General features: G+C 68.5%; 1 protein-coding gene. It reads left to right on the forward strand.

What is annotated here, in order from left to right:
- Window positions 1–232 (forward strand): uroporphyrinogen-III C-methyltransferase (locus tag R0J88_RS23880; protein ID WP_410901440.1); only part of this gene is annotated, 232 nt, incomplete at both ends.

Genomic DNA, 232 nt, shown 5'->3' on the forward strand with positions numbered 1-232 from the left:
CCAATCCGGAGGCGCGTCGCCTGTATGTCGGCAAGGCGCGCAGCGATCACAGCGTGCCCCAGGAAGGCATCAATCAGGCGCTGGTGGATTACGCCCGCGCCGGGCATCGCGTGGTGCGCTTGAAGGGCGGTGACGCTTTCATCTTCGGGCGCGGCGGGGAAGAGCTCGAGACCCTGGCCGGTGCCGGCATCAGCTTCGAGGTCGTGCCGGGCATCACGGCGGCTTCCGGTTG

This window comes from Pseudoalteromonas sp. SIMBA_162, assembly GCF_046535955.1.
GTDB lineage: Bacteria > Pseudomonadota > Gammaproteobacteria > Enterobacterales > Alteromonadaceae > Pseudoalteromonas > Pseudoalteromonas marina.